General features: G+C 51.8%; 11 protein-coding genes. 8 read left to right on the top strand and 3 right to left on the bottom strand.

What is annotated here, in order from left to right:
* Nucleotides 1-17 precede the first annotated feature (17 nt).
* Together HZB31_09470 and HZB31_09465 are read left to right on the top strand one after the other, a co-directional pair.
* Nucleotides 18-431 carry a YjbQ family protein gene (locus HZB31_09470; GenBank protein ID MBI5848160.1) on the top strand — a complete coding sequence of 138 codons (414 nt, stop codon included), beginning with the start codon at nt 18-20 and terminating at the stop codon, nt 429-431.
* Nucleotides 432-436: 5 nt separating this feature from the next.
* Nucleotides 437-1678 carry a 6-phosphofructokinase gene (locus HZB31_09465; protein ID MBI5848159.1) on the top strand — a complete coding sequence of 414 codons (1242 nt, stop codon included), beginning with the start codon at nt 437-439 and terminating at the stop codon, nt 1676-1678.
* Nucleotides 1679-1693: 15 nt separating this feature from the next.
* Here HZB31_09465 and HZB31_09460 read toward each other — a convergent pair whose 3' ends face one another.
* From HZB31_09460 to HZB31_09450, 3 genes are all read right to left on the bottom strand, one after another.
* On the bottom strand, nt 1694-3271 hold the full coding sequence (locus tag HZB31_09460; protein MBI5848158.1) for a PilT/PilU family type 4a pilus ATPase: 1578 nt from the start codon (nt 3269-3271) through the stop codon (nt 1694-1696).
* Nucleotides 3272-3385: 114 nt separating this feature from the next.
* Nucleotides 3386-4780, bottom strand: a complete 1395-nt coding sequence (locus HZB31_09455) for a sigma-54-dependent Fis family transcriptional regulator (GenBank protein ID MBI5848157.1) — start codon at nt 4778-4780, stop codon at nt 3386-3388.
* A gap of 18 nt (nt 4781-4798) precedes the next feature.
* A complete protein-coding gene (locus HZB31_09450) occupies nt 4799-5833 on the bottom strand; it encodes a PAS domain S-box protein (GenBank protein MBI5848156.1) in 1035 nt (344 codons plus the stop codon).
* 226 nt (nt 5834-6059) lie between these two features.
* Between HZB31_09450 and HZB31_09445 the strand changes: the two genes are divergently transcribed.
* The 6 genes from HZB31_09445 to rpoD form a co-directional block, all read left to right on the top strand.
* Nucleotides 6060-7058, top strand: a complete 999-nt coding sequence (locus tag HZB31_09445; GenBank protein MBI5848155.1) for a class II fructose-1,6-bisphosphate aldolase — start codon at nt 6060-6062, stop codon at nt 7056-7058.
* Nucleotides 7059-7289: 231 nt separating this feature from the next.
* Nucleotides 7290-7487 (top strand): 30S ribosomal protein S21, encoded by a 198-nt coding sequence (locus HZB31_09440; protein ID MBI5848154.1) that lies wholly within the window; start codon nt 7290-7292, stop codon nt 7485-7487.
* A 1-nt stretch (nt 7488) separates the two neighbouring features.
* Nucleotides 7489-7974, top strand: a complete 486-nt coding sequence (locus HZB31_09435) for a GatB/YqeY domain-containing protein (GenBank protein ID MBI5848153.1) — start codon at nt 7489-7491, stop codon at nt 7972-7974.
* Complete coding sequence (locus HZB31_09430; GenBank protein ID MBI5848152.1) at nt 7974-8933, top strand: NGG1p interacting factor NIF3; 960 nt, start codon at nt 7974-7976, stop codon at nt 8931-8933. Before HZB31_09435 ends, HZB31_09430 begins: the two co-directional genes overlap by 1 nt.
* 71 nt (nt 8934-9004) lie before the next feature.
* Entirely contained in the window at nt 9005-10699 is a 1695-nt protein-coding gene (locus tag HZB31_09425) for a DNA primase (GenBank protein MBI5848151.1), read from the top strand.
* The coding region (rpoD, locus tag HZB31_09420; GenBank protein MBI5848150.1) for an RNA polymerase sigma factor RpoD at nt 10686-12280 on the top strand (1595 nt) is incomplete at its 3' end. The genes HZB31_09425 and rpoD, both read left to right, overlap by 14 nt.

The raw sequence follows: 12280 nt of genomic DNA, 5'->3' as shown, positions 1-12280 counted from the left end.
TTATGCAGGGGGAAGCCGTGGTCAGGTATATAAACGTAAAGAGCAAAACAAGAACCGAGTTTGTCGATGTGACGGAAAAGATACAGGAAGCGGTCAAGGAAGCAGGCATTTCCAATGGCATCTGCTATCTCTTTGTGCCGCACACAACAGCGGGTATTACGATCAATGAGGGCGCTGACCCGTCTGTGCAGCGCGATATCCAGACCTACCTGAACAAAGTCATCCCCTTTGAGGGAGACTATCATCACCGCGAGGGCAACTCATCAGCGCATATTAAGGCTGCTGTGGTCGGCGTCGCCTCTCATGTGTTTGTTGACGAAGGCAAGCTCGTGTTAGGCACCTGGCAGTCCATCTTCTTCTGCGAGTTCGACGGGCCGAGACACAGACGGGTTGCTCTTAAGTTCACCAGCACCGACAAGAAGCAGGCATAGGCCTTATGAAAAAAGAGGTTGTAGCAATTGTTGTCGGTGGCGGCCCGGCTCCTGGCATTAACGGGGTCATCAGCGCAGCGACCATAGAGGCCATTAATGAAGGCAAGGAAGTTATCGGTATTTACGGAGGGTTCAAGAGCCTTTTTGCCGGTGACAAACAGAGCGCCATACCCCTGACGATCGAGGATGTTTCCCGGATTCATACTACGGGCGGTTCTATTCTCAGGACATCCCGCGACACTGCCGAGGTTGCGAAGGCGCGCTTCCCGGTTCTGCTTCAAACCCTGAAGGCCCTGAAGGTCCGGTATCTCATTACGATCGGCGGTGACGGCACGGCATACATGGCGCGCTGGATCGAACGGGAGTCGCGGGGCAGGGTCTCTGTCGTGCACGTGCCCAAGACGATCGACAACGACCTCACGCTTCCTGGCGGCAGGTCATCCTTTGGGTATCATACGGCGCGCCACTGGGGCGTGGAGATCGTAAAGAATATCATGGAGGATGCCAGGACCACGGGCAGGTGGTATTTTATCTCTACGATGGGAAGGAACGCCGGTCACCTTGCGCTGGGTATCGGCAAGGCGGTTGGCGCCACGATAACGCTGATACCTGAAGAATTCGCTGAAAACGGCATACCCCTTCAAAAGGTTTCCGATATTCTGGAGGGGGCTATTGTCAAGAGGCTTGCTCATGGCAAGGATCATGGCATTGCGGTGCTTGCGGAGGGAATCTCGGCAAAGGTTGACGAACAGCAACTCAGAGCCTGTGACGATATCAAGTCTGATGAGGTCGGCAGGATGCGGCTTTCGGAGATCCAGCTTGGAAGGATCATGAGTGATATGGTGCAGGAAAGTCTTGGGGCACGGGGACTGCATATGACCATAGTACATAAGACGATCGGCTACGAACTGAGAGCAGCTGATCCGGTCCCTTATGATATTGAATACACGCGCGACCTTGGCTACGGCGCTGTCCGATTTCTTCTAAGCGGAGGGACCGGCTCCATGATAACCCTTGACGAAGGCAGGCTCAGACCTGTTTCTTTTGTCGAAATGGCAGACCCTGCAACCGGCAAGACAAAGGTGCGCCTTGTTGATATAAACTCGGAGGCCTATGAAGTCGGCAGAAAATATATGATACGCCTCGAAAAAGAGGACTTTGACCCCCGAAATATCGATGCGCTGGCAAAGGCGGCCCGTATGACAGCCGCCGAGTTCAGAAGCCGCTTCGGCTATCTTATTAATTAATTCTTCAGCAGTCCTTTACCTCAGACCCTTGCCTCTTATGCCATCCTGGTAGTAGGTCAGGTTATCCGCATGCTTTGAACCTTCCTCTCCGGTGATAAGGCCCTCGAGGGTAAGCCGTATAAGGCTGACGTCAATGGACGAGTATTCTTCTCCCGGCAGCTGCATCTGCGATCTGATCTGGTGTAATTTGCCGTCGCGAATGAAGTTTTTGATCTTATAGGAGTTGACGAGCTTTTCGTAGGCAAGCACCGGTACGGATTTGTCTTTTTTCATCACCAGCCGCTGCGAGAGCACCAGCAGCAGTGAATCCGCAAGCTGCGACCGTATCTGGGACTGCTGGTCTGGCGGGAAGATATCGATGACCCTCTCTATCGTGGAAGTCGCATTCCTCGAATGCAGCGTGCTCAGCACAAGATGGCCTGTCTCTGCCGCCTGGAGGGCTATCTTGAAACTCTCGGGATCGCGCATCTCTCCGATCACAATGACATCAGGGTCCTGCCTGAATATATGCCGCAGACCGTCCTGAAACGATGCGGTATCAATACCGATTTCTCTCTGGTTGACATTGCTGTTTTTGTGTTTATGAAGATATTCGATCGGGTCTTCAAGGGTTATGATATTGCATCTTCTCTTGGTATTGATGATGTCAACGAGTGCAGCCAGGGTTGTCGACTTTCCATGGCCTGCCGGCCCGGTGATCAGGATCAGACCTTGCGTTTTAAGGGCGAAGTTCTCGAGATCCTCAGAAATGCCGAGTTCCGGCAGCGTAGGGATGACGTCCGGAATCCGGCGCAGTGTTATGGATACCGAGTTGCGCTGCTTGTAGATATTCACTCTGAACCTGCCGTATTCCTTGTTCGTAAAGGCAAAGTCCAGATTGCTCGCAGTCTGAAACGTGGCCTGCTGTTCGTCGTCCATAAGGGTCTGGGCGTAGTTCTTCATGTTGTCCGGCGTGAGGGGCGGCATGTTCATGCGCTTCAGTTCCGTGCTCATCTTGAGGCTCGGCGGCACGCCGGCCGTGAGCTGGAGGTCTGTTGCCTTTGATTCCCTGAGGTATTTCAGAAGCATCTGAATATCTGCTGCTCCTGTTTCGATTTCGCCTTTTGCACAAGATATCTCAAGTTCGCTGCCTCTGAAAGCTTCCATGCCGCGGGACTCGATGCTCTTGATTGCCGCCTCAAGCTGTAACGAGGGAACAACTACGGGATTGACCCTTTTGCCCAGTATGAACTCAACGTCCCTGATCGCAACATAATCCTTTGGATTGACCATGGCAAGGGTGAGTTTGTTATCGATTTCAAGTGGTAGAACCTTATACTCCTTGATCTTTTCCAGGGGCATGGCCTTCAGGACATCGTTTGGCACATCTATCTTGAAGAGGTTGACGGAGGGAACACCGAACTGCTTGCTCAGGAAATCGAGGAGCGTGTCGGTAGTGATATATCCCATTTCGATAAGGATCGAGCCGATCTGCCCGCCGACCTGGGACTGTCGCCGCAAGGCGTTTTTGAGCATATTCTGCGTGATGATCCCGTATTTTACCAGGACCTCCCCGATCATAGGTTTCTTGCTTGCTGAAGATTCATTGGCCATAATCCCCTCCAGATCGTTAATATTGATCAGATTAGCAGTACAGAAGAATTGTTGCAAGAGTTGATGGGTCAGGGGGAATCCGGAGAGGGCCGCCTTAGGCAGGCAGACTGAAGACTACTTCTTGATCTTATATTCCTTTATTTTGGTCCTGAGGGTGTTTCGGTTAATGCCAAGCAGTCTCGCTGTCTTGAGCTGGTTGCCGTTGGTCTCCTTAAGGACGATCGAGATTAGTGCTTTTTCCACTTCGGAGAGGACCGTATCGTAGAGATTAAAATTTGTGATCTTTGCCATATCCTTGAGATACCGCTTCAGTTTTTCCTCAAGAAAGTCCTTAACTGAGTAAGAGTTAGCCTCTTCGATAAGCAGGTCTTTTTTCTCTATGATCGTGCCGGTGGAGAGTACGCAGGCTCTCTTGATCACATTTTCAAGTTCGCGCACATTGCCGGGCCAGTCATATTTCTCAAGAAAGGCCTTGGTTTCTTTGGATAGTTCCTTTTCTCCGGTCTCCAGTTTTTCAACCGCCTCCCTGAGGAAGCTTTTTATGAGAAGGGGAATGTCTTCTTTTCTCTCCCTGAGCGGCGGCACCTTGATCTGAACAACATTGAAGCGGTAATAGAGATCTTCGCGGAAGCGGCCCTGACTGACTGCTTCGGAAAGGTCCCTGTTCGTTGCGCCGATAATGCGTACATCCGCCTTTAGGGTATCGTTGCTGCCAAGCGGGCTGAACTCTTTTTCCTGGAGGAAACGGAGCAGTTTTGCCTGGAGGTTCTGTTCCATTTCGCCGATCTCATCGAGAAAGAGCGTGCCGCCGTCCGCTGATTTTATCCTGCCGGTTTTGTCCTGTGCAGCGCCGGTAAAGGCACCTTTTTTATACCCGAACAGTTCTGATTCAAGCAGGTCTTTCGGGATCGAGGCGGCATTGATGGCAATAAAGGGCCCGGTCGAACGACTGCTGTTAAGGTGGATCGCCTTTGCTACCAGCTCCTTGCCGGTGCCGCTTTCTCCGGTGATCAGGACGGTAATATCTTTTGCTGCCACCCTGCCGATATCCTTGAATACCTTCAGCATCTTCGGGCTTTTGCCGACCATCTGCGGTGTCTCGGTCTCAAAGGCAGCTTTTTTGAGTTCCCGCAGTTCCTGCCGCAGGGCAAGGTCTTTAAATGCCTTGTCCACCAGGATCTTCAACTCCTCGATGTCAAAGGGTTTTTCGAGATAATCGTAAGCACCCTCTTTCATGGCGCTGATCGTGCTGTCCATCATGGCATTTGCCGTGATCATGATCACGCTGGTGTCAGGATGCGATGTCTTCAGCTCCCGCAGGCCGTCGAGGCCGTTTCCGTCAGGCAGGATAAGGTCAAGCAGAATGACCGGGGGCTCTTCTTCGGCAGCCCTCAGACCTGAGGCAAGCCGGGTACGGGAGCTGATCTTATACCCTGCCGGCTCCAGTGCCTTTTTGATGACCCAGATGATGCTTTCGTCATCGTCTATGACGAGGATCTTCTTATCCATTGCTGAAAAGCACCTGCTTCAGACTTCCCTGAAGGGCAGATACAGCGAGAAGGTCGTGCCCTTGCCTTTTTGGCTGGTGACCGAGATCATGCCGTTATGGTCTTTCATGATTTTTCTCGAAAGAGCGAGTCCTATGCCGGTGCCGCCTTTTTTCTTTGTGTAGAAGGGCAGGAAGATTCTTTGCAGATCTTCTTCGGACATGCCTTTGCCCGTATCCCCGACGGTTATGAGCGCCATGCGTTTAATTTTTCCGTGTTCACCAAACAGTTCCTTTGAAGGACGTGTGGATATTTCAAGCACGCCCCCTTTTTTCATTGACTCCAGCGCATTCTTGATGATGTTCAGAAAAACCTGAAGCAGTTTTGACTCATCGCCGAGGATATGAGGGAGGCTGGGATCATAGAGCCTTTTGATCGATATGCCCGCCTTTTCCATCGGGACAGACAGGATCGCAACAGTCTTTTCGACGACTTCATGGATATTGACTGCCTGGAAGGAGGGCTTTCTGCATATGGTGAGATAGTCCTGAAGAATGGTATTTAAGCGGTCTGTCTCTCTGACGATAAGGTCGGCGTATTCGGCAAGTGATGAGCCCTCTGTTTTCTGGAGGAGAAGCTGGGCAGCGCCCTTTATGCCGCCAAGGGGATTCTTGATTTCGTGAGATATGGAGCCAAGAAGGAAGACTACCGCTTCCTGGTCATGGTCCTCGCCTTCGGCAAGCGGTATGTTTTCGGACAGGGAAAGGGCTGCCCCTTCGACCCGGTCCTGCACATAAAAGGTTGAGAGGCTGAAGTCGATATTCATCTGCCTGCCCATCGAGATGTTGACCGATTTTCCCCTGAAGGAGCGTTCTTCATCGATGCTCTTCCTGATGAGGGGAGATATCTTCTTTTCTCCGCGAAAAAGCTGGCTCAGTTTATGGCCGACAATATCGCGAGAGCTTTTGCCGAGGAGCTCCTCGCCGCTTTTATTGATAAATGTCATCCTGCTTTTTTTGTCAAAAAGAATGATGGTCTCTTTAAGATTATGAATGATTGATTCAAAAGAAAACATTGCCTGCTTCGGTAGAAGAATTTCATGCACTCTATCATATTGGCAGAACTTTTTTCAAATGGGGGACCGATAAATGACCCGAAGGGTATCTTACATTTCTGCAACAAGTTGTGGTAGCATGAAAACCGGGGATCACATGATGGGCTTGAGCAGACGCATTATTGCGATGATACTATTTCTGAGACATACAATTCTGATCTGATGATCTGAAATTAAGGAGGGTGCTATGGAGAAGGTATCGTACAAGGAGATCGGACTGGTAAATACCAGGGAAATGTTTCAAAAGGCGATGCAGGGGCACTACGCCATCCCGGCGTACAATTTCAACAACATGGAGCAGCTCCAGGCGATTGTCATGGGATGTGTGGAATCTGCTTCCCCGTTTATTCTTCAGGTTTCCAGCGGCGCCCGCAAATATGCCAACCAGACGCTGCTGCGCTTCCTTGCGATGGGCGCTGTGGCGATGATAAAAGATGCCGGGTCGCCGGTGAAGTTTGCGCTTCATCTGGACCACGGCGATACCTTTGAACTCTGCAAGTCCTGCATTGATACCGGTTTTTCTTCGGTCATGATCGACGGCTCCCATCATTCCTACGAAGACAATATCAAGCTGACGAGGCAGGTGGTGGAATACGCCCGCGACCACGATGTGACGGTTGAAGGTGAATTGGGCGTTCTTGCCGGCATCGAAGATGAAGTCTCTGCAGAAAAATCGACCTATACCAAACCTGAGGAAGTGGAAGACTTTGTGCATAAGACGAACGTCGATTCCCTTGCAATTTCGATCGGCACCTCTCATGGCGCCATGAAGTTCAAGCCGGAACAGTGCACCAGAGACGAACGGGGCGTCCTCGTTCCGCCGCCGCTCAGATTCGATATCCTGGAGGAGATCGAAAAGCGTATTCCGGGCTTTCCGATCGTTCTTCATGGCGCCTCTTCGGTTGTGCCGGTATATGTGCAGATGATCAATGCCAACGGAGGCAAGCTGAAGGACGCTGTCGGTATCCCTGAGGAGCAGCTCAGAAAGGCAGCCAAGAGCGCAGTCTGCAAGATCAATATCGACAGTGACGGCCGTCTTGCCATGACAGCCCTCATCCGCAAGACCTTTGTCGAAAAGCCGGCCGAGTTCGATCCGAGGAAATACCTTGGCCCGGCGCGCGACGAATTGACGAAGATGATCATCCATAAGAACAAGGAAGTATTGGGCTCAGCAGAACAGGCATAAGAGCTGCTACTGCCCAAGGCAGGATAGTCTCAAAGAAGGCGTCATGACGGCGCCTTTTTTATTTTTGTGCCTGCCTCAGTGCTGTCCGCCATTTCATCCTACGACAATAAAGATGCTGCCGGATATATTTTCTTTTATTATCAAACGGTTCTCTAAATCAGAGATTGACACGCCTCTTTGTAAACTGATAAAATGTTGGCTAATTTTCAAAGAGAGAGGAGTGATACATGAATGCCCGAAATCAGGGTGCGCGAAAGTGACTCACTCGAAAATGCTCTTAAACGCTTCAAAAAACAGTGCGAAAAGGAAGGAATTCTTTCTGAGGTCAAGAAGCGTGAGCACTACGACAAGCCGAGCGTGAAAAAGAAAAAGAAAGCCATTGCAGCCCGCAAGAAGGCCGCAAAAAGAATCAAGCTGGGATCGAGGTAGCATGTCGCTGCTTAAGCGGATTGACGAGGATCTTAAGGCCGCAATGAAGAGTTCTGACACGGTCAGAGTCTCAGTATTGCGTATGGCCAAGGCAGCGATCAAGTACGTCCAGATCGAGAAGGGCCGGGAGCTCTCTGATGAAGAGATCCTCCCGGTTCTCTCGTCTATGGGCAAGCAGCGTCGCGAGTCGATAGAGCAGTTTTCAAAGGCAGGCAGAGAAGACCTTGCCGGGATAGAACAACAGGAGCTTGCCATTTTGCAGTCATATATGCCTGCCCAGCTTTCCCCGGAAGAAACCGAGAAGCTTATTGTCCTGGCCATACAGGAATCGTCCGCAAAATCAGAGGCAGACATGGGCAAGGTGATGAAGGTCCTGATGCCGAAGATCAAAGGTGTGGCTGACGGCAAGTGGGTCAATACGCGGGTGAAAGAGCTGCTGGCGGCTCCGTCCAGCCTACCGTCGGCCTCCCCTCCCTCTCATTCCTGATGATACTCCGCAACCTTTACCAAAAAGCAATCGAAACCGGTATGGCAAACGACCCTCGCGGCCGGGATGCCGTGCTGCAGGAACTGCAGCGGCTGGCAAAAGAGCATGAAGAACTGAAGCAGGATGAAAAAGACCTTTTTGACCTTGACTCACTGACAAACCCCTACTCGGATTCGCGCATTCTCCATGGCAGCGGCGACGAGGAGATCGGGCAGGTGCTTGTCGGCGTCGATATCGAGGTCGGCGAAATCCTTCTGACTGATACCCTCAGGAATCGCGGTGAAAAGATTGATCTTGTCCTTGCACACCACCCGGAGGGCAGGGCATTTGCAAACCTGTCCGCTGTCATGCATATGCAGTCGGATATCCTGAACCTTTTCGGCGTTCCGATCAATATTGCCGAAGACCTTATGGAAGGCCGGGCAAAGGAGATCGAGCGGCGCCTTATGCCGGTAAATCATACGCGGGCCGTCGATGCTGCGCGTCTTCTCAACATCCCGTTTCTCTGTCTTCACACTCCTGCTTATAATATGGTAGTCACCTTTCTCCAGAGGCTTTTTGACGAGAAAAAGCCACACAATCTTGGCGATCTGTTTGACCTTCTCAAGGCCATACCTGAGTATACCGATGCCATGAAGCTTGGCGCAGGTCCGAAGATACTCCTTGGCTCAAAGAAGCGGCGTGCGGGAAAGGTCTTTGTGGACATGACCGGCGGCACCGAGGGTGCCAAAGATATTTTTCAGAGTCTGGCCAATGCCGGTGTTAATACCATCGTAGGGATGCATATGAGTGAAGAGCACCGGAAAGAGGCTGAAAAGAACCACCTGAATGTCGTAATAGCCGGCCACATATCGAGCGATAATCTGGGGCTGAACCTCCTGCTTGACGAGACATTACAGGGTTCAGAGGTCCGTGTTCTTGAATGTTCCGGATACAAACGGGTAGACAGGCGCTCCTGAGCCGCCCGTCCGGGCAGAAAATTTTCCTGTCGTGCTACAATATCTTCTGACTATTTCCTCACTGGGGCTATATGAGATCTGACAGGGTTCTTGAAGAGATAAAAGAAAGAATAGATATTGTTGATTTCATCTCCGGCTATGTTCAGCTCAGGAAGTCTGGCCAGAACTGGAAAGGCCTCTGTCCCTTTCATACCGAAAAAACCCCCTCCTTTATGGTAAGCCAGGCAAAACAGATCTATCACTGTTTCGGCTGCGGCGCCGGCGGCGACGCGATCGGGTTTCTGGTCAACTATGAGCGCATGTCTTTTCCCGAGGCCCTGCAGGTGCTTGCAGAGAAGGCAGGCGTCAAGCTGCCCGCATTCGGGCAGGACAGGAAGGAGACTGAAAAAGGGCAGCAGATAAGAAATGCGCTGGCCCAGGCAGCAGAGTTCTACCGCCAAAAACTGCACGAGTCAAAGAGCGCCTCTGCCTATGTCAAAAAGCGGGGTATCGCGGACGAATCTATTGCATTGTTCAGGCTCGGCTATGCGCCTGCAGGATGGAGCAATCTCCTGAAGCATCTCAAACAGGCCGGGTACAGCGAGGCCGTGATCAGGGAGGCCGGACTGGCTGTCGCCGGAGACAAGGGCCTGTACGACATGTTCCGTGAACGGATCATCTTCCCCATCATGGCAACGAACGGCAATGTGATAGCCTTTGGCGGCAGGGCAATGGATGACAGCCTGCCGAAGTACATCAACTCTCCCGAGACGCCGGTTTTCAGAAAATCCGAGACGCTCTATGGGCTGTACACGGCAAAAGAGGCGATCCGGCAGAAGGACTATGCGCTGATCGTGGAAGGGTACATGGATGTGATCATCTGCCACCAATATGGGTTTAAGAATGGCGTTGCTCCGCTTGGCACGTCACTGACGGCAGGGCATCTTCTGAAACTCAGGAAACTCACCAAAGAGGTGGTCGTGATCTTTGACGGGGATGCTGCCGGGATTGCGGCTGCGAGGAGGGCCCTGCCGCTCCTTGCCCAGAATGATTTTCATGCGAAGATACTGATCCTTCCGGATAAGGAGGACCCTGACAGCTACCTCGGAAAACATGGCAGCGAATCTTTCAGTATCCTTATCGAGAAGGCTGAATCCGTCACCGATTTTATCCTGAACTCCTCAAAGGGGCAGAGGAGCCAGGCTGTAAGGGAGGCGCTTACGGTTATTGCCGAGAGGCAGGATACCATCGAGGCTGAACAGATGATCATAGAACTCGCCGGCAAGACAAGGATCAGCGAGGCGACGCTGAAAGAAGAATACCGCAAGCTGCGGACAAAGAAAACAGGGGCGGAAATAACGCCGGTTCGGATGAAGGCTGCGCCCCGGAACCGAGCTGAAGAAGAACTTCTTCTGAGTGCGGTCATTGCCTTTCCGGAGAAGGCTGCTGCCGTGCTTTCGCGGCTCGACCCCGATGAGATTAAGGACGCTGCAGTTGCCTCGCTGTTTCGGAAGATAGCTGCACTGCAAGACAGGACTCATATCGCCGGGGTCCTTGACAGCGCCAGCGAGGATGACCGGCTGCTCTTTACCCGGCTTTCCGTTGCTCCGGGCTTTGACCCCGAGTTTGTTGACCGGAATATTGAAGACTGCCTTGTGAAGATCGAGAAAAGGAAGTTTGAGGAGCGGATGCTGCGTGCCAGGGCCTCGGGTGATATTCAATTGATCAATGCCCTGCTGCTTGAAAAGAAAAAACTGATAAAGGAAAAGGACCATGAAACACGATAAGGATTTTAACGAGTATTTTGAAGAATTTGACTTTGACAATGAACGCACCTTTGAGTCGAAGGACGATGCCGAGGACGAGGAGGTTGTCGAAGAGGAAGAGGAAAAGGGCAGTGCTCTGCTCGAAGCGGAATATGATCCGATCAAGGTCTATCTCAAGGAGATGGGCGGCGTGCCCCTGCTTACCAAAGAGAGTGAGATCGACCTTGCCGTAAAGATCGAAAAGGGCAAGGAGCGGCTTGCCCGCGTCATCTTCTCTCTTCCCTTTGCCATCGAAAAGCTTGTCGCGCTGGGCGGTATGGTTGAGGCCGGTGAAGCGCCCCTGTGGCATATCGTCCAAAACGGAGATGAGGAGATGGAAGAGGACCTTGCTTACGAACGGAAACGCTTCCATGAGGCAACGCTGAAGATTAAGACCCTTTATCTGAGGCATCAGGCGCTCCTGAAGAAGATTGAGGATTCCGGCAAAAAACCTGACCAGAAGATGATCAAGTCGCTTTCAGACAACCGGGACAAGATGCTGCATGAGGTAATCGGCCTCAGGCTGAAGGACGACGTGCTGCACGACTTTTCGGAGGAATTGAAAAGGACGATCATGGACCTGTTTGAATTGTATGCACAACTGCAGTTCGCCGGCGAAAAGGCGGTATATCGGGGCGCGAGTCTGTCAAAGACAGGAAAAATATCTATTCCAAAGAGCCTCAGGAATAAGACGATCAGGGAAGAGATCAGCCTGATCGTCCGGGAGCGTGATGTATTTAGAAAAGCCATCACGGAAATCGAGGGCCGGTTCGGCGCGTCGTATGAAGATATGCGCAATGCGCTCAAGGTCATAATCTCGGAGGAGATGACCATAGACGATGCAAAAGGAAAACTCACCGAGGCTAACCTCCGGCTGGTCATCAGCATTGCCAAGAGATACATCGGCAAGGGCCTTGGCTTTTCTGACCTGATTCAGGAAGGGAACATCGGCCTTATGAGGGCGGTCGAGAAATTTGAATACCAGCGGGGATACAAGTTCAGCACATACGCCACCTGGTGGATACGGCAGTCTATCACCCGTGCCCTTGCCGACCAGTCAAGGACGATACGGATACCGGTGCATATGGTTGAGGCCATAAACAGGATGACGAAGGCGGTCAGGGAACTCGTGCAGGAAAAAGGCAGGGAGCCCCATGCCGAGGAGATAGCCCAAAGGCTGAATATCCCGATTGAGAAGGTCAGAAGCATGCTCAAGATTTCGAAGGAGCCGATCTCACTCGAAACGCCTGTAGGAGAAGAAGATGACAGCCATTTAAGAGACTTTATTGAGGATAAGGGGACCCTCTCCCCGCTTGACGAAGCGATACAGAAGGATATGCGAAGAAACATTGATATGGCGCTTGCCTTGCTTTCGCCAAAGGAGCGCGAGATCATCAAAAAGCGTTTCGGTATTGGCGATGAGATACCGCATACGCTTGAGGATGTCGGCATGGAATACGAGGTGACCCGTGAGCGGATCCGGCAGATCGAGGTGAAGGCCATACGGAAACTGCGGCATCCGTCAAGGAGCAGGTGGCTCAGGACCTTTATTGAAACGTCATA

The sequence above is a fragment of the Nitrospirota bacterium genome (assembly GCA_016235245.1).
Classification (GTDB): Bacteria; Nitrospirota; Thermodesulfovibrionia; order Thermodesulfovibrionales; family UBA6898; genus UBA6898.
The sequence above is the reverse complement of the archived record's forward strand: the minus strand, read 5'-3'. Positions and strand labels throughout refer to the sequence as shown.